The sequence below is a fragment of the Streptomyces sp. NPDC054757 genome, from assembly GCF_053612185.1.
The window spans coordinates 1-18618 of the sequence record NZ_JBSHBW010000004.1; the positions used below are offsets into that span (position 1 = coordinate 1).

The 18618-nt window shown below is 71.7% G+C and carries 17 protein-coding genes; 5 read left to right on the forward strand and 12 right to left on the reverse strand.

Features of this window, described 5'->3' with window-relative positions; genetic code table 11:
* The first annotated feature begins 175 nt into the window (after window positions 1-175).
* Window positions 176-748, forward strand: a complete 573-nt coding sequence (locus tag ACWGKJ_RS06880; protein ID WP_385031106.1) for a GNAT family N-acetyltransferase — start codon at window positions 176-178, stop codon at window positions 746-748.
* On the opposite strand, the gene ACWGKJ_RS06885 is transcribed toward ACWGKJ_RS06880, so the two are convergent.
* Together ACWGKJ_RS06885 and ACWGKJ_RS06890 are read right to left on the reverse strand one after the other, a co-directional pair.
* Complete coding sequence (locus ACWGKJ_RS06885; protein WP_385031112.1) at window positions 661-1638, reverse strand: hypothetical protein; 978 nt, start codon at window positions 1636-1638, stop codon at window positions 661-663. The genes ACWGKJ_RS06880 and ACWGKJ_RS06885 overlap by 88 nt on opposite strands.
* A 5-nt stretch (window positions 1639-1643) precedes the next feature.
* Window positions 1644-2273, reverse strand: coding sequence for a papain-like cysteine protease family protein (locus ACWGKJ_RS06890; protein ID WP_385031103.1), 630 nt, complete (start codon window positions 2271-2273; stop codon window positions 1644-1646).
* A 229-nt stretch (window positions 2274-2502) separates the two neighbouring features.
* Here ACWGKJ_RS06890 and ACWGKJ_RS06895 point away from each other — a divergent pair, with 229 nt between their 5' ends.
* Window positions 2503-3489: a hypothetical protein gene (locus tag ACWGKJ_RS06895; RefSeq protein WP_385031100.1), complete on the forward strand. Its 987-nt coding sequence runs from the start codon at window positions 2503-2505 to the stop codon at window positions 3487-3489.
* A 64-nt stretch (window positions 3490-3553) separates the two neighbouring features.
* Here ACWGKJ_RS06895 and ACWGKJ_RS06900 read toward each other — a convergent pair whose 3' ends face one another.
* The 6 genes from ACWGKJ_RS06900 to ACWGKJ_RS06925 all read right to left on the reverse strand — a co-directional run bounded on the left by ACWGKJ_RS06900 (window position 3554) and on the right by ACWGKJ_RS06925 (window position 11169).
* The gene (locus tag ACWGKJ_RS06900; RefSeq protein ID WP_385031097.1) at window positions 3554-5527 is read right to left on the reverse strand and encodes a type VI secretion protein; all 1974 of its coding nucleotides are present in this window, start codon (window positions 5525-5527) and stop codon (window positions 3554-3556) included.
* A gap of 1 nt (window position 5528) precedes the next feature.
* Window positions 5529-6941, reverse strand: a complete 1413-nt coding sequence (locus ACWGKJ_RS06905; protein WP_385031094.1) for an ATP-binding protein — start codon at window positions 6939-6941, stop codon at window positions 5529-5531.
* Between the two features lie 10 nt (window positions 6942-6951).
* Window positions 6952-8502 (reverse strand): SCO6880 family protein, encoded by a 1551-nt coding sequence (locus tag ACWGKJ_RS06910; protein WP_385031091.1) that lies wholly within the window; start codon window positions 8500-8502, stop codon window positions 6952-6954.
* A complete protein-coding gene (locus ACWGKJ_RS06915) occupies window positions 8499-9854 on the reverse strand; it encodes a hypothetical protein (protein ID WP_385031088.1) in 1356 nt (451 codons plus the stop codon). The genes ACWGKJ_RS06910 and ACWGKJ_RS06915 overlap by 4 nt, the downstream gene beginning before the upstream one ends.
* On the reverse strand, window positions 9844-10704 hold the full coding sequence (locus ACWGKJ_RS06920) for a hypothetical protein (protein WP_385031085.1): 861 nt from the start codon (window positions 10702-10704) through the stop codon (window positions 9844-9846). The genes ACWGKJ_RS06915 and ACWGKJ_RS06920 overlap by 11 nt, the downstream gene beginning before the upstream one ends.
* A 156-nt stretch (window positions 10705-10860) precedes the next feature.
* The gene (locus ACWGKJ_RS06925) at window positions 10861-11169 is read right to left on the reverse strand and encodes a hypothetical protein (protein ID WP_164265700.1); all 309 of its coding nucleotides are present in this window, start codon (window positions 11167-11169) and stop codon (window positions 10861-10863) included.
* Window positions 11170-11654: 485 nt separating this feature from the next.
* Between ACWGKJ_RS06925 and ACWGKJ_RS06930 the strand changes: the two genes are divergently transcribed.
* From ACWGKJ_RS06930 to ACWGKJ_RS06940, 3 genes are all read left to right on the forward strand, one after another.
* Window positions 11655-12911 (forward strand): hypothetical protein, encoded by a 1257-nt coding sequence (locus tag ACWGKJ_RS06930; RefSeq protein ID WP_385031082.1) that lies wholly within the window; start codon window positions 11655-11657, stop codon window positions 12909-12911.
* Between the two features lie 420 nt (window positions 12912-13331).
* A complete protein-coding gene (locus tag ACWGKJ_RS06935) occupies window positions 13332-14339 on the forward strand; it encodes a C40 family peptidase (RefSeq protein ID WP_385031079.1) in 1008 nt (335 codons plus the stop codon).
* Between the two features lie 276 nt (window positions 14340-14615).
* Window positions 14616-15320 carry a phosphatase PAP2 family protein gene (locus ACWGKJ_RS06940; RefSeq protein ID WP_385031076.1) on the forward strand — a complete coding sequence of 235 codons (705 nt, stop codon included), beginning with the start codon at window positions 14616-14618 and terminating at the stop codon, window positions 15318-15320.
* A 112-nt stretch (window positions 15321-15432) separates the two neighbouring features.
* Here the strand turns inward: ACWGKJ_RS06940 and ACWGKJ_RS06945 are convergent, their stop codons facing one another.
* The 4 genes from ACWGKJ_RS06945 to ACWGKJ_RS06960 all read right to left on the reverse strand — a co-directional run bounded on the left by ACWGKJ_RS06945 (window position 15433) and on the right by ACWGKJ_RS06960 (window position 18558).
* Entirely contained in the window at window positions 15433-16464 is a 1032-nt protein-coding gene (locus ACWGKJ_RS06945; RefSeq protein ID WP_385031074.1) for a YihY/virulence factor BrkB family protein, read from the reverse strand.
* A gap of 120 nt (window positions 16465-16584) precedes the next feature.
* Complete coding sequence (locus ACWGKJ_RS06950; protein ID WP_385031071.1) at window positions 16585-17169, reverse strand: hypothetical protein; 585 nt, start codon at window positions 17167-17169, stop codon at window positions 16585-16587.
* On the reverse strand, window positions 17153-18211 hold the full coding sequence (locus tag ACWGKJ_RS06955) for a DUF6286 domain-containing Asp23/Gls24 family envelope stress response protein (protein ID WP_385031069.1): 1059 nt from the start codon (window positions 18209-18211) through the stop codon (window positions 17153-17155). Before ACWGKJ_RS06955 ends, ACWGKJ_RS06950 begins: the two co-directional genes overlap by 17 nt.
* Window positions 18208-18558, reverse strand: a complete 351-nt coding sequence (locus tag ACWGKJ_RS06960; protein ID WP_385031114.1) for a hypothetical protein — start codon at window positions 18556-18558, stop codon at window positions 18208-18210. The genes ACWGKJ_RS06955 and ACWGKJ_RS06960 overlap by 4 nt, the downstream gene beginning before the upstream one ends.
* Window positions 18559-18618 lie beyond the last annotated feature (60 nt).

Genomic DNA, 18618 nt, shown 5'->3' on the forward strand with positions numbered 1-18618 from the left:
TGGTACTGCAGGGGGGACCCTGTGGGAGAGTAGGACGCCGCCGAACAATTTTTGGCCTCAGCCCCGGACCGTTATGGTCCGGGGCTGAGGCATTTCTGCGTCCACATGCAGTTCATACACCGGGTGCCGTCATATTCATGTGCGGTTCTGCGGACTTGTCTGGCAGGATCCCGGCATGGACGACGTCATACGCCCCGTACGGGCTGACGAGTGGCGCAAGGCCAAGGAGTTGCGGCTGGCCGCTCTCCAGGACCCTGCGGCCCCTCTTGCCTTTCTGGAAACCTATGAAGCGGCCATCGCCCGCCCTGATTCCTTCTGGCAGGACCGGGCGGCAGGGACCTCGCACGGGGGTGCCGCACGGCAGTTCATCGCGGAGAGCCCCGACGGGGTGTGGTCCGGCTCGGTGGTCGTGCTGGTCGAGCCCGTCGGGGCCGAGGGAATCTTCGGCGAAGTGAGCGCCGTACCGCAGGCGCACCTGGTCGCTGTGTACGTACGGCCAGAGTTCCGTGGGGTGGGTCTCACTCAGGAGCTCTTCCGGGTGGCGATGGAGTGGGCCTGGACGCTGGAGGAGCCGCGGGTCGAGCGGGTGCGGCTCTTCGTGCACCAGGACAACGGGCGGGCCGCCGGCTTCTACCGGAAGATCGGGTTCGTACCGACCGGTTACTCGGTCCCTGTCTCCGGCGAGACGGGCGAGACCGGCGCGACGGGCGAGTACGAGCTGGAGATGGCGGTCGCCCGCCCGGTGTGATGGGCGGTGCGGCGTACGAACAGGGCGCCGATGCCCAGGACGAGTGCGCCCGCGCCTCCCGCCAGCAGCGCTGTGCCGGCCAAACCGGATGGCGAGGCTGCGGTGGTCCGGGTCTCCGTCCTGGTGTGTGTCGCGGTGTGGTGGCTGTCGGTGTCGTCCGCGTAGCCGCCCGCTTCGCCCTTCTTCGCGTATGCGGAGCCCGGCAGCTTGTCGGCGTAGGCCTGGTGCACCCGGTGCTGGTAGGCGGCGAGTGTCGTTCCCCCGGCGCCGATCGCGCGTACGGCCTCGGTGTCCAGAGGCACGACCCTGGTGCCCTTGGTGGCGTACCAGGCGTTGATCTGGGGCTCTCGGAAGACGGTGCCGCCGGGGAGCGCGGCGGCACCCTTGGCCGCGTAGCGGGTCTCGTCGTCGCCGGTGGCGATGTTCACCACCTGCCAGGTGGAGCCCTGCGGGACGGTCCACACCGATGCCTTCCGGCCGTCGGCGGAGACCGCGGTGCTGGCCAGGAAGTCCAGCCGGGCTACCGGGGCGCCGGAGCGGGCTGCGACGAAGTCGGGGGAGAGTGTGTAGACGGGCACGGCCCGGCCCTTGATCTGCGGAACCGGGCCGTCGGCTGACGCTGCCGAGTGGGACTGGGCGCCTTGGGCGCCGGAGCTGGCGAAGAAGCGCGCCAGGGTGCCGATCGTGGCCGGGGCCGTGGCCGCCCGCTGGGCGGCGCTGCGGCCGGCCGCCGAGTCGGTGAGGCGCGGGGCGGGGGCGGTGGAGTGGTCGGCGGCCGATGCGCTGGGGGCCAGTGCGAGTACCGCGGTGGCCGCGGCCCCGGCGAGAGCCGCTCGCAGGACGGTGCGGCCGTGTGCGGCGGAGTCTGTGTGCGTACGGGGTCTCTGCATGGCGGTCACGCCCCGATCCGGTAGAGCGAGTGGGTCCAGGAGAACTCGTTGTTGCTGACGTACCAGTCGTGGGCCGCCCAGTTGTAGCGGTTGTCCGAGGGCCACGGGTCGCCCCAGTAGACCCAGTTGCTCGCCGTGTCGTACCCGTAGATCACGTTCATGTGCCCGCCGCCGCTCGACCACTGGATACGGTCGGCGATCGGGCGGCCGGCGTTGATCTCGGTCTGCACCGTGGAGTACTGGAGCCAGCCGGTGACATACGAACCCGGGTTGATACCGGCCCAGTCGAGGCCGGTCTGGACGTTGCCGAGGGTGGCCTGGTTGTTGGGGCAGTTGCCGTTCTGGCTTCGGTTGAAGGCGGCGTTGCAGAACTGGTTCTGGCTGTAGTTGCGGCCGTACCAGCCGGCGATGGTGTTGCCGCTCGCGGCCCAGCACCAGTTGGTCTGCTGCTGCTCCTGCATGGTGATGTTGAGGCGCTTGGCTCCCGCCAGCGCGGGTGCCGCGGTGGTGGACGAGTGGGCGGCCACCGGGCTGCTGGGTGCGGGGGCAGCTGCCGCTGTGGTGGTCGGCAGGGCGAGCAGGGCCGCCGCTGTGCCGATGACGGCCAGGGACAGCCGTCTGCTGTGGGTGCGCATCGCGTTCCTCCCGGAGTGGGGGTGGATTGGAGGAGTGCGTCCGGACGCTGTGGTGAGCATCGGGTGTTGTTGTGGGCGGGTCAACGCGGTTGAATACGCGAGGACACGGCTCTGTGAACGGCGCGTGGCCGGTTGTGAACGGCTCCCCTTCTCACCTGCGCGGATGGTTCGGGCCTGGGTGCTGTTCGGCCGGCCGCCGTGAATGTTCACCGGACCCGGAGGGGCGCTGATGAGACGGATCGTGGGACCGGATCCGGTGGCCGACGGTGCGGAACTCGCGCGCGTCCTGCGGACCGGGCCCTTCCCGCTGGCGCTGCGTACCGCCCTTGCCGTACGGGGGCTTCCGCTCCACCGCGTCCAGCACCATCTGGCGAGCCGGGGCGTCAAGGTCGGTGTGACGAGCCTGAGTTACTGGCAGCAGGGGGTGCGAAGGCCCCGGCGGGCCGAGTCGCTGCGGGCGGTGGGTGCGCTGGAGGAGGTGCTGCGGCTGCCGCCCGGTTCACTGGTGCGGCTGCTCGCGGACGGCGACGGCGGGCCCGCGGGCGGTGCACACGCAGGCGGTGGGCCGCGTGGGGCCGGGGGGCGGCCGCCCGCCCGTCCGTACCGTTCGCTCGTGGCGGGTGCGGCCGTACTGGAGGGGCTGCTCGCCGAGATGGAGAGCCCGGAGGACGGCGGGCTGCACACGGTGGGGCACCACGAGTCCGTACGGATCGGGGCGGACCGTCGGCTCGTCGGCCGCTCGTCGCAGCATGTGGTCCGCGCGCACCGGGACGGGGTCGACCGCTATGTGGCCATCCACCACGGGGACCCCGGCTGCGACCCCGGGCGGGTGGAGGTCCTGGCCGGGGAGAACTGCCGTACGGGGCGGGTGCGTTGGCGGCGGGAGACCGGGGTGGTCGTCGCCGAGCTGCTGTTCGACGCCCGGCTGAGGGCGGGGGAGACCTATGTGTTCGGGTACGGATTCGAGGACGGCACGGGCGGGCCCAGCAGTGAGTACGTACGCGGGTTCAGCTTCGCCGGTGGGCAGTACGTCCTTCAGGTGCGTTTCGACGAACGGGCGCTGCCGGTGCGGTGCCGGCGCTTCGTACAGGCATCGGCGGGGACGGCGCGGGGTGCACGTGAGGAACTGACGCTCAGTGGTCTGTACCGGTCCGTCCATACCGTGGAGCAGGAGGTACGGCCGGGGCGGGTGGGGATCGACTGGGACTGGGAGTAGGACGCTGGGGTTCGGGGCTTCGCCGGGGCCCGGTGGCGCGGGGCCCCGGCTGGTTCGGCCGGGTTCAGAAGGGTGTTGCTTCGGGCAGTTCCCGGTGGGGCCAGCGGGCGCGTGCCTGTTCACGTGAGCGGAGCAGCGCCAGCGGGTGCAGGCCGTGCGTCTGACCGGTGGTCAGCAGCTCCGGCAGCTGCGGGAGCGGGGCGACGGCGGCGATGTCGTCCAGGACGAGCGCCATTGGTGGGTCGAGCCGACCGTCAGTTGACCGTGCGGCCAAGCGGCGGCCGTGCTCGACCACGCTGGAGGCGAGTGCGGTGAGCAACGGCATGGCACCGGGGTGCGTGCGCGGATCCTCGATTGCTTCACCCACCACATAGAGGGTGCCCCCTTCATGGATGAATGATTCCAGCGTGACCGAATCGGTTCGGTTCGGTGTGCAGGCCTCGCGGATATGGACCGAGGAGAGCGCACTCAGCGCACGGGCCGTCAGCTCCTGTGCCATGTCCCGGCGTTCGGGGTACGCGGTGAGCGCAGACTCCAGGAGCCCGGCCGACCCGGAGCGGGCCCGTGGGTGGGTGCGCAGAATACGTACGGCCTCCTGGGCGGGACCGGCGCCCTGGGCCCAGCGGTGCACCTGCCGGAACGGACGGCCGTCGACGGCGGCGGCATGCAGCCAGCTGCGCAGGAGGGTCTCCGCGGTGTCGGCCATGGCCGAGTCGATCCGGGCGGCAGGCCGGACCGGTGCGAGCAGCGCGACGGCTCGGGCGGCCGCGGTGTCGGCGTCGTCGCAGCCGCTGGTGGGGGACCAGTGGAGGCGGGCGGGTGTGTCGCAGAGGTGGCCGGGGTCGTAGACGAGTACGGGGCCGAGCTTGGCCCGTGCGTCCTTGGTCTCGGCCCAGACGGCGGGCGATGAGGTGACGACGAGTGCGGGGCCCGCCGCGTCGCTCACGGCCTGGACCGCCGCGGCCCGGCGGTCCGCCACCGGCCCGAAGCGGACGAGGGGCGCCGGGAGCGGGGTCTCGGCCGGGACGGGGGCGATCACGGTGACCGGCGTGCCGGGGGTGGTCGGGGTGCTTGGGGTGGCCGGGGTGCTTGGGGTGGTGGGTGTGGCCGACGTGCTCGGGGTGACCCGCGTGCCCGGGTTGATCGGTGCGGCGGACGTGCTCGGTGTGGCCGGTGCGCTGGGTGCGCCCGGTGTGCCCGGGTTGATCGGTGTGGCCGGTGTGGCCGGTGCGCCCGATGTGGCCGGTGTGGGCGTGCTCGGGGCGGGGGTGGCTGTGGGGGCGGCCGTTGCAGGGGTTGCGGTGCCTGCGGGGATGGCCGCTGCAGGGGTGGCACTGCCCTCCGGGGGTGCGGTCCCGGCCGGGAGTCCGGGGGCCGGGTGCTGTTCGGTGCCCTGCGGTGGGTACGGCTCCCGGGGCTCGTACGGCTCGGTCGCCCGCTGCTCCGGTGATCTCGGGGGTGCCACGCGCGGGGTCACCGTGGGCTCCGGCTCCGGTCCTGTGCCGTCGGGGCCGGCCTGCGTCTCGCCGTACCGTGCGCCGTACGGGCCGCTCGTACCGTACGAACGGTCCGTACCGTACGGCCTGTCGGCGCCGGTCCCCTTCGCCGCTGTCCGGCGGGCGGCGCGCACCGCGCGCCAGCGGGTGAACGTGCCCAGGACGAACACGGTCAGCACCAGCAGGACCAGGACCTCGCCGATGAGCAGGCCCCAGAAGAGCCCGTACCCCGAGAGGCGGCCCGCCGGGGTGTCCGGCCAGGCGGTGGCGAGGTCCTTCGGGGAAGCGGCCAGTTCGCGCATGGCCACCGGGGTGTGCGAGACGGTCACCCCGTGCGGCCAGGCGCCGTGGGAGAACACCGCGGCGAGGCCCGTCGCCAGCCAGACCAGGAGGGTCAGGCCGAGCAGGAAGACGATCAGCGCGATCAGCAGCCCGTCCGGGATGCCGCGCGACTGCGAGCGGGACGGCCGGCGGTTGGGCGGGTGGTGCGGGTCGTGCTGCTCGTACGGCTGGTGGAGGCCGCGGTGCGGGGCGTCGCGCATATCAGGCCACCGTCGACTCTGAGGACTCGTTGAACTGCCGCTCGATCCTGGCCGCCCGTTCCTCCGCCTCCGTCTCCAGTTGGAGGGCCAGGGCGTCGTCGGCGTCCGGGGTCGAGGACTCGGTCATGGCGCGGTCGGTGAAGACCAGGGGGCGTTCGGCCTCGGTGATCAGGTGTTTGACGACCTGGACGTTGCCGTTGACGTCCCAGACCGCGATGCCGGGGGTGAGCGTGGGGATGATCTCGACGGCCCAGCGGGGCAGGCCGAGTACCCGGCCGGTGGCCCGTGCCTCGTCGGCCTTCTGGGCGTAGATCGTCCGGGTCGACGCCATCTTGAGGATGGCCGCCGCCTCCCGGGCCGCCGCGCCGTCCACCACGTCGGAGAGATGGTGGACCACCGCCACGAACGACAGGCCGAGCCGCCGCCCGAACTTCAGCAGGCGCTGGAAGAGCTGGGCCACGAACGGGCTGTTGATGATGTGCCAGGCCTCTTCGACCAGGAAGATGCGCTTCTTGCGGTCGGGGCGGATCCAGGTGTGTTCCAGCCAGACGCCGACGATCGCCATCAGGATGGGCATGGCGATGGAGTTGCGGTCGATGTGCGACAGGTCGAAGACGATGAGCGGGGCGTCCAGGTCGATGCCGACCGAGGTCGGGCCGTCGAACATGCCACGCAGGTCGCCGTCGACCAGGCGGTCCAGGACGAGCGCGACGTCCAGGCCCCAGGCCCGTACGTCGTCCGTACCGACGTTCATCGCCTCCGCGGACTCCGGTTCGGGGTGGCGGAGCTGTTCGACGATGTCGGTGAGGACGGGCTGGCGGTCGGTGATCGTCTCGTTGACGTAGGCGTGCGCCACCTTGAGCGCGAAGCCCGAGCGTTCGTCCAGGCCGTGGCCCATGGCGACTTCGATGATGGTGCGGAGCAGGGCGAGCTGGCCCGTGGTGGCGATGGCCGGATCCAGCGGGTTGAGCCGGATGCCGTCGTCGAGTGCGGCCATCGCGTCGAGCCGGATGGGGGTTATGCCCAGCTGCTGGGCGATGAGGGCCCATTCACCGGCGCCGTCCTCGCCCTGGGCGTCGAGTACCACGACCTGGCGGTCCTTGAAGCGCAGCTGGCGCAGGACGTACGTCTTCTCCAGCGAGGACTTGCCGTTGCCGGATTCGCCGAGCACCAGCCAGTGCGGGGCGGGCAGCTGCTGTCCGTAGAGCTGGAAGGGGTCGTAGATGTAGCCCTTGCCGGAGTAGACCTCGCGGCCGATGATCACGCCGGAGTCGCCGAGGCCGGGGGCGGCGGTCGGCAGATAGACCGCCTGGGCCTGGCCCGTCGACGTACGGACGGGGAGGCGGGTCGTCTCGACCTTGCCGAAGAGGAACGCGGCGAAGGCGTCGGTGACGGCTGACATCGGATCTCGCATCACAGGTCCCCTATCGGCGGATGCCGGTCGCGAACGGCAGCGTATTCACAAAGGCCCGGTGGTGCTCGCGGTCGCACCATTCGAGTTTGAGATACGACTTGCCGGCCGATGCGCGGATGGTCCGCTTGTCGCGGGCCAGTGCTTCGGGTGAGCGGGACGAGACCGTGATGTACCCGACCAGGTTGACGCCGGCCGCCCCGCTGGCGAGGTCCTCGCCGCGCTGGTCGAGGCGGCCGTGGGTGGCGACGTCGCGGGGGTCGACGGTCCGGTTCATCTTGGCGGCGCGGCTGGCCTCGGCCTCGTCGTTGGTCTTCTCGGTGAGCATGCGCTCGATGGCGACCTCGGTCGGTTCGAGGTCCATGCAGACCGCGACCGTACGGATCACGTCCGGGGTGTGGACGAGCAGCGGGGCGAGGAAGTTGACGCCGACGGGGGTCATCGGCCACTCCTTCACCCAGGCCGTGGCGTGACACCAGGGGGCGCGGGTGGAGGACTCGCGGGTCTTCGCCTGGAGGTAGGTGGGCTCCACGGCGTCGAGCTCGGCGGGCCAGGCGTTGCGCTTGGTCATGGCCTGGATGTGGTCGATGGGGTGGTCCGGGTCGTACATGGAGTGCACGAGCGAGGAGAGCCGTCCCTGGCCGAGGGGCTGGCGTACCCGGATGTCGGCCTCGGCGAGGCGGGCGCAGATGTCGGTGAGCTCGCGGGCCATGACGACGGCGAGTCCTGCGTCCTTGTCGAGGCGGCGGCCTCCGCTCGGCCGGGCGGCGCGGGCCATGGTGTGGGCCTCGGTGGCCAGTTCGCGGGTGAAGTGCATACAGGCCACCAGGTACGCGCGGTGCTGCTCGCTTGAGGTGGAGACCATGGAGGCGAGCTGGTCGTAGGAGTCCTGGAGCCAGCCGGGGGCGCGGGGGTCGCCGCGCTGGGCGACGTCCTTGGCGTGGGCGTCGGGGTCGGCGGGGAGGGTGCGGGCGAGGATCTGCAGGCGGGTGACGAATCCGTCGCCGTTGGCCACATGCTTGAGGAGGGTGCCGAACCGGTCCACCAGCGCTTCCTGGTCCTCCGAGTCGCGCAGGCCGACTCCCGGGCCCTCGATCTCGATGGCTGCGGTGACGGTGCGCCGGTCGGCGTGGAGCAGTACGGCGATCTCGTCGGGGCCGAAGGGGGCGGCCAGCCAGTTGATCCGGCCGATGCCGGGCGGCGGGCCGACCTCGACCTCGCGGCCGTCGAGCGCGACGCCCGCCTCCATGGTGGCGGAGCGGTAGGCGCTGCCGCGGCGCAGGGAGCGCTTGTAGCTGCGGTTGATCTCGAACCACTTGTAGAACGTGCGGTGCTTGTACGGGACGTAGACCACGGCGAGTGCCAGCAGCGGGAAGCCGGTCAGGGTCACGATGCGCAGGGGCAGGACGGGGACGAGGAGTCCGCACATCATGCCGAGGAAGGCGCCCGCGATGATCAGTGCGATCTCGCCCGTCTCGCGGTTCTTGCCGACGATCGCCGATGGCCGGGCGCGGCCGATCAGATACGTGCGGCGGGGCGCGACCGGCTGGGACTGGGTCGTCAACGCCCTCCTCCTCCTGTGCCGTTGTTGCGTGTGCTGTGGGTTCCTGAGCTGCTCGGCTTGTTACGGGGCGGGGAGGCGGCGTTGGGGATCTTCCCGCCGGTTCCGCCGCCGCTCTGGCCGCTCTGTCCGCCGGAGCCGCCGCGGCTGCTGTGGGCCGCCACGCCTCCGGAGACCGGGTTGGCGGGGCGTCCGCCGCCTCCGCCGCCGCTTCCGCTGTCGTTTCCGCCGCCGCCTCCGCCGCGGCTGCTGTGGGTCTTGATGCCCTGGGACACGAGTGCGGCGGGCGAGCTGATCATGGCGGCGGCCTGGGAGCCGTCGGTCGCGGACTTGCGGTTGGTGCGGGAGGCGGCGACCTCGTCACCGAAGCCGGGGACGAAGCGGTAGATCATGCCGCTGGCGAAGATGGCGAGCAGGATGATGGCAAGGCCGGAGACGACGGCCGAGAAGGAGTTCGGGCCCTTGCCGGACGAGAGCGCGCCGGCGAGGCCGAGCACGATGACGATGACCGGTTTGACCATGATTACCGCGATCATGATGCCGGCCCAGCGGCGGACGTGGCCCCACATGTTCTTGTCGACGAGGCCCGCGTAGACGACGGTGCCGAGGAGGGCGCCGGCGTACAGGAGGGCGGCGCGGATGACGAGTTCGAGCCAGAGGACGCCGGCGGCGAGGATCGACACCAGGGACGTGACGATCAGCATGATCGGGCCGCCGCCGATGTCGGAGCCCTTCTTGAGGGCTTCGGCGAAGGCGCCGAAGAACATGTCGTTCTTGCCGCCGGTGGCCGAGGCGATGACCTGGGTGACGCTGTCGGTCGCGGAGACCAGGGTGTAGAGGATCAGCGGGGTGAAGGCGGAGGCGATGACCGTCAGCCAGAGGAACCCGATGGCCTCGGAGAGCGCGGTGGTCAGGGGGACGCCGCGGACGGCGCGCTTGGCCACGGCGAGGAGCCAGAGGACCAGCGTGAGGATGGTGGAGGCGGCGAAGACGACGGCGTACTGGCGGAGGAAGGAGCTGTTGGTGAAGTCGACGTTGGCGGTGCTCTTCACCGCGTCGGAGAGCTTGCCGACGATCCAGGCGGCGGCGTCGGCGCAGCCCTTGGCGAGGGAGGAGAGGGGGTCGAGGGAGTCGGCCGGGGGGGTGTTGTTGGTGTGCGTACCGGAGCCGGCGTCGCCTTCGCAGATGTCGTGGGCGCGTCCGCGGATCAGGTCGCAGGCGCCGTTGCTCGCACCCGGGCTCGGAGTGGGTGACGGCGCGGCGGCCGCACGGGTCGCCAGCAGGACGGCGGCCGTCTGTACGGCTACGGCCAGGGAGGCCAGTGAGAGGGCGCGGCGGGAATGCTTACCTGGCATAAGTGAACCCTCCGAACTGTTTCACCGCGTCAGCCATGTCCTTGGCGCTGGAAGCGGTCTGGTCGCGGCCGACGGGCACCGGCCCGTCCTTCTGGCTGGAGCCCGTGACTCTCCAGTCGCCATTGATCCACTTCAGGTCGAAGGTGTTCGTGTACCAGCTCTCGGAGACCGGGTTGGTCGAGCCCGCGCCCGCCAGTCCGAAGAGCGAGGAGTACCAGACCGAGACGCTTGCGGTGTCCGTGGCGAATTTGACGGCCTTGGTGCCGACGGGGGCGGTGCGGGCGACGAAGGTCAGGCCCGCGGGAGCCGAGCCGTCCGCCTTGAGGCCGACGCTTGCGAGGAACTTCTGCCCCGAGTAGACCTTGTCGAGATCGCTCAGCTGGGCGGCCGCCACGTTGGGTGCGTACACCGCTTTCACGATGCGATGGCGGGTGTCCTCCTTGAACATGCCGTCAGAACCCAGCGCCACCGCGTAGTTCGCCGCCGCGCTCTGTGCCCCCTGGCTGGTGTGGGCGAAGCCGGAGGGGATGCCGCTGTTGTTGCCCGTGACCGGGGTGACGCCGGAGGCCGCCGTAGCGTTCGAACCGGGCTTCTTCGCTCCGTTGCTGTCCGAGGCCGAGTCGCCGCTGTCGTTTCCGTTGCCGCGGTTGGCGAAGGCGATGGCGGCGATGAGCAGCACCACGACGCCCACGACCGTGACGAGGGAGCGTGAGGCGCGTACGGGGCGTCTGGCGCCACCGTACGGATCGCCCTCGCCCTCCGGCAGGCGGGTGCGGGTCTGGCCCGATCCGCCCATGCCGTCGGACCGCCCCGCGTCGCTGCCGTAGTTGTTCTCGTCTCCGAGACTCATGCCGCGGACGTCCCCTCAACCGTGTGCCGTGTTGTGCAGTACGACGGTAACTGTGCTGGTTCCCGTACGGGCGGGCTGTGGTGACTCGACATCAGCGATGCGCAACCTCTGGGTGGGCCGGGCACGCCCGGGGTGTGCGGGACGGATGATGCGGGGTCAGACGGCCATGCCGTAGACGATGGTGAAGACCGTGCCCAGCGAGCCGATGATGAAGACGCCGGTGAGTCCGGCGACGATCAGGCCCTTGCCCTGTTCCGCGCTGAAGGTGTCCCGCAGGGCGGTGGCGCCGATACGCTGCTTGGCCGCACCCCAGATCGCGATGCCGAGGCAGAGGAGGATGGCGACCGCCATCACGACCTCGACCATGATCCGTGCCTCGTTGCCGAGACTGCCGAACGGCCCCCAGTTGGGGGCGATTCCGCCGATGATGGTGCTGATGTCGCCCTTGTCGGCTGCCAGGTTCATGTAACTCACCGCCCCTATCGGGTAGTTCGTGCCCATGCTCCGGTGCAGGGGTCACGCCCTATCTTCGCTGATGAAACAGCCCCCGTGTGTAACCCGGCGGCTCTCTTTACCCGCATGCCCATACATTTGTCCGAACAGACTGCTCTGACCTGCGGCGCGGACTCGTGTTCGGTCGAACACGCATGGTTACTCTGTGTATCACGGGGGGTGACGCCGGGCAATGACGCCGCTGCGGGAGAGCTCGGCGAACCGGAGGGCGGGCCGTCCCTTCGCGGCGGATCCGTACGGCGGTCCGTACGGCGGATCCATACGGCGGTCCGTGCGGCGGGTGCGCCCCGCCCTGTTCTTCGGCCGTGCGGGTGCAGGCGCCGCGGTCGGGCCGTGTGCCTCGCACCGAGCCGTACGGGGGTGTGCTGAGGTGCCCGCGGGGCTGCCCCGCTGACCGGTCCGGCGGCTCTGCCACCGCGAGACTCGGAGGACATCCCATGGCTGAGCAGTCCCGGCGCACCTTTCTCAGGCAGGTTTCCGCGGGTGGTGCGGTAACGGGCGCCGCCGCCTTCGTCCCCGCGCTGCTGGGCGGCGCACACAGGGCCGCGTCCGCCGGGACCGCCCGGCAGGAGCCGGCGCGGGGAACGGCGCAGGGGCCCATCCCCAACCCGGGGCCCGCCCGCCCGGCCCGGGGCGCGTCCCACCGGTTTGCCGCTCCCGGTGTGCGGTACACGGTGCGGGTGAACATGCCCGCGGGGACGGTCGGCCGGCTGCGGTCGGCCGGTCACCGGCTGCTGATGTTCAAGGCCGTGCAGAGCGAGCAGAGCACCGGGGGGCTGCCCGTGCTGTGGAGCTCCATGAGCGGATACACGGCCCGGACCGAACTGTCCTGGGCCGAGGAGTACTACGCCTTCGTCACGACCGGCGAGGACCCGGCCGGGGCGAGGCTCGCGGGTGTGGACCTCACCCGGGTCTCGCTGGGGCAGACCCTCGACGTCGGGCCGGAGACGCGCTCCACCGTCGTCGGCGGGGGTACGCCGGGGGCGGTCACCATTTCGGACACCACGGCGACCCCGCTCTCGTGCGGTCTGGCGCAGCCCGCGCCGGGGGGCGGCGCCCCGGTGCCGGTCTGTGCGCTCCCGCTGGCCGGGCGGGGCCAGAACGTCATCCTCCCGCTGGGCCAGGTGGTCCTCGCCTTCGCGGCGGATCCGGCGGCGCCCGGGTCGGTGGTGAAGGCCGCCCCGGGGCCCGCGGTCCAGGTCGACCTGGACCGGATGAGCCCGGCGGACCTGTCGTACGACGCCGAATCCGGCTGGTCCTGGGACGGTGACTTCGCCGCGCTGGTGCCGCGCGGCGGGTTCGTCCCCGCGCTCGTCCACCCCGCGCCCGGCGGCCGGCTGGGCGGTGGTGCGGGCAGCGGAACTCCGGTCAGCGGCATCACGGTGCGGACGGTGCGGGGGCCCCGCCCGGGATCCGGTTCCGGGCCGGGCGCTGCGGCGGGGATGACGGCCGGTCCGCTGGCCGCCGTCGCCAAGTCCGGTACGGAGACCGGTACGACGATCACCTGCTCGCTGGAGCCGGACAGCCGGGTCGTCCTGCACGGGACGTACATCGTCGAGTACCGCAGGCCCGGCGATGGCAGCGGCCGTGCGGACGGCCGGAGGGCGCTGGTGAAGTGCACTTCCGTGCCGGTCGTGCGCGGTGGTGCATACACCTTCAGGAAGCTGCGGCAGGGCGGTGCGGGGGGCCGCTGAGACGGGCCGCTGGGGCGACCTCGGGGGCGGCCGCTGAGGCGACCTCCGAGGCGACCTCCGAGGCGGCCACTGAGCCGGCCACTGAAACGGGCGCTGACAGGCCGTGGTACGGGCCAACGCCCCTTGCTCGGCGCCCGGGCGGCTGAAAAAGTGGGCCCGGTGGATGCACTCAGACCTCAGGACCCGTCACGGATCGGCGCGTACGCACTGTTCGCCAGGCTCGGGGCCCGTGGCATGGGCCGGATCCCTCCCGTGCGGGGGAGCGTCGAGGACAGCATTCAGGACTCGGCCGACCCCGGGGACGGGGCCGTCGTCTTCTCCCACATCGAATCGACCCCAACGGACTACGCCGGCATCAGCTGTTCGGGCTTCCGGGTAAAGAAGGCAGTGAACCGGGGCCGAATGGGGGAGGGTTGAGGGATGCGCAAAGTCTGGGTCGTGGGCGGGATCGGGTTCGGGGCGAGTCTGGGCTTCGTCGGCCTGCTCGTCTTCGGTACGTATTCCGCTGCCGCCGGAATCGGCAGCAGCGCCGAGTCCGGCGTCGCGCTGGCCAAGGGAGCCGTGCCGAGCGCTTATCAGACGACCGTGCAGAAGTGGGGCAATCTCTGTCCCGCGCTCAACCCGGCCTTGCTCGCGGCCCAGTTGTACCAGGAGAGCGGCTGGGACCCGACGGCCAAGAGCCCGGCGAACGCGCAGGGGATGGCCCAGTTCATTCCCAGCACCTGGGCGACGCACGGGGTCGATGGGAACGGCGACGGCAAGAAGGACATCTGGGATCCGGCCGACGCGATTCCGTCAGCCGCTTCGTACGACTGCGAACTGGCCGGATACGTCAAGAACGTGCCGGGCAATCAGAGCGACAACATGCTCGCCGCGTACAACGCGGGGTCGTACGCCGTCATCCAGCACGGCGGGGTCCCGCCGTACCGGGAGACCCAGAACTACGTCAAGGTCATCCGCACCCTGCAGAAGAGTTTCGCGCAGCCGGTCAACGGGGTGGCCGCCTCGCAGCAGGCCGCAGCGGCCATTTACTACGCGCAGCAGAAGCTCGGTACGCCCTATCTCTGGGGCGGGACCGGTACCGCGGGGCAGGGTGGGCGGTTCGACTGTTCGGGGCTGACTCAGGCCGCTTACCGCAGTGTCGGGATCACGCTGCCCCGGGTGGCCAACGACCAGTACAACGCGGGGGAACACCCCTCCAGGGACCAACTGCTCCCGGGGGACCTGGTGTTCTTCTCGAACGATCTGTCCAACTCCCGTGCCATTCACCACGTGGGGCTGTACGTGGGCGGCGGGTACATGATCGACGCGCCGTACACCGGGTCCGTGATCCGGTTCGACAAGATCGACTCGCCGGACTACTTCGGGGCCACCCGGGTCACCCAGGATGGCGCGAAAGCACTCCCCAAAACCCCCTCGAAAGCCTGAGACGCTCCGTCGCCTGGCTTGAACTCACTGTGACACCGGTCGCTCTGAGCTGCGACGATGAGTCACTCTTCGATAACGTCCTGGTGATCTTTCGGTGGAGAGCGGAACGCCGCGGGCGCGCGGGGCGTTCCCTTGTCCGGGACGACTTTCCCGGATGACCGTCCGGGACGGCTGTCCGGGATGACAACGAGCGCGCACTGACCGCGGGGGTTGGCAGAGCGGCCTGCACGGACGCGGGCCGCACGGTGGAGCGAAGGCAGAGGCAAGGGGCAGCGAATGGCTGGGCTCGCAAGTGATGGGTCGAACCCTGATGTCCGATTGCTCTACGACGTCAACGGCCTCGCCAGGTCGGCCCCCGGCTGGGCGGACCGGGCCATGGAGTTCATCGGCGAGTACGGGATTCTGCTCGCGGTGGTGCTGCTTGTGCTGGGGTGCTGGTGGAGTGTGCGCAGGCGGCCGGAGGCCGAGTCGGCCGTGACGGCTGTCGCCGCCGTCGTCTGGGCCCCGCTGGCCGCCGGGATCGCGGTTCTGGTGAACGTACCGATCCGGGGATTCGTGCGGCGGGCACGGCCGTTCGTCGACCACCAGGGGCTCGATGTCCTGGTGAAGGGCAAGACCGACTTCTCCTTCGTGAGCGATCACGCGACGCTGGCCATGGCGATCGGGGCCGGACTCTTCGTGGCGCACCGGAAGTTCGGGCTCGCCGCGATCGGGCTCGCGCTGGCCGAAGGGTTCTGCCGGGTCTTCATGGGCGTGCACTACCCGACCGATGTGGTCGGCGGGTTCGCGCTGGGGACGGCGGTGACGCTGCTGCTCTCGCCGCTTGCGATGGCGCTGCTGACCCCGCTGGTGCGGGCGGTGGCCCGCTCCGAGCGGGGGCGGGTGCTGGTGCGGTCGCGGCGGGTACGGAGGGTGGCGGCTGCCGCGGTGGAGATTCCTGAGGCGCGGTCGGAGTCGGGGCGGAACGATCTGGCCGCGTGACAGGGGTCCGGGTTGCGGGCGGGGGTTGCGGGATGCGGTGTGCGCGTGCGGGGTGTGCGCGTGGGGGTTTCTCGGGGCTCCGCCCCGGGCCCCGGTCCTCAATCTCCCCCGGCTAACGCTGGGAGGTGCCCCCGGACGGGCTTGATTTTGCCTCGGTCGGTGGATTGGGCCTTGGGTCGGGCGGGCTTGGGTTTGCCTCGGTCGGTGGATTGGGCTTCTGGGCGGCTCGGGTCAGTTCCGCGTTGAACTGGGCTCCTGCCAGCAGGGACAGGTTCGAGACCCAGAGCCAGACCATGAACACGACTACGCCCGCGAGTGATCCGTACAGCCTGCTGTACGTGCCGAACCCCGCCGCGTACGCCGTGAAGCCCGCCGATGCCGTCAGCCAGAGCAGCGCCGCCAGTACGCCGCCGGGCAGGCCGCGGTGGGTGGTGCGGGCGGCCGGTGGGCCGGAGCGGAAGAGGATCAGGACCAGCAGGGCCACGCAGCACAGCAGGGTGGGCCACTTGAGCAGGGTCCAGGCGTCGTTGCCCGCGCTGTTGCCCAGGCCCAGCGCGCGGCTCAGGGAGGCGGCCAGGGAGCCGCTGAGTACCAGCACCAGGGCGCTCACCACCAGCAGCCCGAGCAGGGCCACGGCCGTCAGCAGGATGCGGTGGGCCTTGCGGAGTGCGGGGCGTTCGTCTTTCACCGCGTACATGGAGTGCAGGGCGCGGCGGAAGACGGCGAGGTAGCTGGAGGCGGACCACAGGGCGCTGAAGGCGCCGCCGATCAGGACCGTCAGAGCGGCGGAGCGCTGGCCCGCCACATGGCTCAGGGCCTGGTGCAGGGCGGCGCCGGATTCGGCGGGGGCCCAGGCGCTCACGTCGGCGATGAGTTCGTCGGTCGTGGCCGGAGCGACCAGGCCGATGACCGAGATGGTGACCAGGAGCGCGGGGACCAGCGCGAGGATCGCGTAGTAGGTGAGGGCGGCGGCCCAGTCGGACACGTCCTCGTTCCACATGGAGACCGGGGTGCGGCGCAGTGCCGCTCCTCCGCGGGACCAGACGCCGGAGCCCGGGCGGGGGCGCGGTGTACGGCGGCCGGGGCGGGGGATCCACGGCCGGGCCGGGCTCTCGACGGGCTCCGGTGCGGTCCGTCGCTCCATGCGTGCCTCTCTGCCGGCCGGGGCCGGTGCTGCTCTCGGTGCTGGTGTGGGTGGGAGTGGGGGTGGGTTGCTGCTGTGACTGCTGGCTCCTGCCCCCGGCCTGGGGGTTTACCCCGGTTCTCAGGTGGCGCGGCGGGAGCGGTGCGCGGGTACGCCGAGGCGGACATCGGCCGCGATGGCCCGGGGGGTGGCCGACGTACGGGCTTCGGCGAGGGTGCCGGTGGCGACCCGGCCCAGCACGGCCGCGGGCTCGGCGTCCGGGGCGAGCAGCAGGGTGGCGCGGGCGGTGAGGCGGTGCGGGCGGCCGTGCAGCGCGATGCGGGCGCGGTCCACTCCGGGCAGCGCGGCCGTCCGCTCGGCCATCGCCATGGCGAGCGCCCGGGTGCGCAGGGTGACACCGGGTCTGGTCAGCGGTACGGGTCCACGGGCGCCGCCGCGGAGCTGGGCGATGACCCACCACAGGAGGAGCAGGATTGCGACGGTGAGTGCGGCGAGCACGGTAGGGGTCCACCAGCCGTGGTCACGTAGCCGCGCGAGGCCGGTGCGATCCAGGAGCACGGTGCCGCGCCCGGGGCGGGGCCACCCGGACGGCAGCCGGGAGCGTACGCCGGGCGCGGCCGTGGCCAGCAGGCCGCCCCCGGCGAGCAGGACGAGACCGGCGCACGCCAGGGCGGCCCGGTTCGTTCCGTTACGGAGTCGGCTCATCGGATGCGGCCTCTTTCAGGGGGAGCGTGTCGGGGGCAGCCGGGGTGGGGGTGTGCGCGTCGGGGGCAGGGGCTGCCGGGGGTTTGCCGGGGCGGGGCTGCGGGGCGGGGCCCTGCGGCGGTGGTGTGTCCTGCCAGTGCGGGGCCGGGGTCACTCTGGTGTGCGGGCGCAGCGGGCGGGCCAGGCCGCACCGCGTGAGTGTTCCGGTGACCGCTTCCGTCACTTCACGGCGGGCGGTGGCCCGGTCCCCGAAGCCGAGTCGGGCGCGTACCGTGACCCGGCGTCTGCCGACCCGGGTACGTACCCGGGTGATGCCGGGGACCGCGGCGACGGCATCCCGTACGAGTACGGCCACCGCCCGGCGTTCCAGTACGGCGTGCAGCTCCGGGGAGAGCGGGGTCATCGGGAGCACCCTGCGTGCGCCGGGCGTCAGGGCGAGCAGCAGAAGCCACAGTCCGGCCACCGCCGCCACCGCCCCGACCGCGGTCACCACGGTGTCGCCCGGACCGTGCCCGGCCAGCTGGTCGAGCAGGCCCGTGCGCCATCGGGCGGGGGCGCGGTGGGCGGCGTGCACCTGGACGACGTCGTACAGGAGCAGTCCGCACCCCGCCGCTGCCGTGAGGCCCAGCAGGGCTGCGGGGATCCGGCGTTCTGCCCAGGGGCGGTGGGGGCGGTGGGAGTGGTGGGGCCGGTTGGGCAGGTGCGGCTGGTGGCCGGCGGCGTCTCCCGGTTCCGACGTGACCGTCGTGCGGGCCGGGAGGGCGCGGATGTGGATACGGGCGTCCGGGACGGCGAGGCCGGTCAGGGCGGCGGTGCGGTCCGTTACACGTCGCTGGATGCGGCTGCCCGCATCGTCCAGCGGTGCCGGGTAGGGCAGGGCGACATCCACCGCGACCTGGGCGCGGCGGCCCTGCACGGTGACCGAGCCGCGGGTGACCCGTGCGTCGCCCGGCGGCAGGGCCTCCCCGGCGGCGCGTTCGGCGATTCTGCGCACCGCCCGGTCGGCCACCGTCAGCGTGCCGCGCTCGGCGGGGGCCGTCATCGGCCGTACCGGTCACGGGAGTTGGCGCTTTCGCGGGAGCGCGCCCTGTCGTTGAAGAGTCCGCTGTCGTCGAAGAGTCCGCTGTCGTCGAAGTGCGCCCTGTCATCCAAGCGCTTGCTCTCGCGGAAGCGCGCCCCGTCGTCGAAGCGCCCGCCGGCGCGTGGGCCGTGGTGGTCGCGGGTGGTGAGGAACCGACGCCAGTCGAATCCCTCGTCATCGGAGGCCCGGCCCACCGCCCAGCCGATCGCACCGAGCGCCGCGACCAGGAGGAACGCTCCGAAGCCGCCGAACCAGCCGGCGAACCCCAGGGCCATCCCCACCAGCAGCCCCACCCATGATCTGTTCACGGCTCACCTCACCCCACTTCGCTTCACTTCACAGCACTTCATTTCCGTTCACTTCACCTC